This is a genomic window from Bradyrhizobium sp., from assembly GCF_016462955.1.
In the GTDB taxonomy this organism is placed as follows: Bacteria; Pseudomonadota; Alphaproteobacteria; order Rhizobiales; family Xanthobacteraceae; genus Bradyrhizobium.
The window spans coordinates 1-434 of sequence record NZ_JAEMSD010000244.1; the positions used below are offsets into that span (position 1 = coordinate 1).

Annotated in this window: 1 pseudogene; it reads left to right on the forward strand. The window is 68.2% G+C overall.

The annotated features are described in order from the left end of the window. Window positions 1–434, forward strand: a pseudogene (locus JHD07_RS22770) (hypothetical protein); the annotation flags it as partial.

Sequence of the window (434 nt, forward strand, 5' to 3'; positions counted from 1 at the left end):
CGACCGCATCCATTACGTCATCGACCAGGCGCTGCCGATGCTGGCGAAGTTCCGCCACATCGTGCTGGTCGAGTCCGACGATCCGGTCGCGTTCTTCGCCTACCCGAACAAGCCGAGCGTGCTGCGGCCCGAAGGCTGCGACGTGCATCGCATGACCTCCTGGGGCGAGAACTCGGTCGCGGCGCTCGAGGCGCTTGCCGGCGCGGTCAAGGCCAGCGCCAACGACGTCAAGCCGCAGGCCCTAGCCGAGTTGCTCAAGCCGACCGGCGCGCTGACCCACGCTTCGATCGCGCAGGCGATTGCGTATGCGATCCCCGAGAATGCGATCCTGGTCGACGAATCCCTCACCACCGGCCGCGCCTTCTTCCCGCCGACGGCCGCGGCGGCGCCGCACGACTGGCTGCAGAACATGGGCGGCTCGATCGGCTTCTCCA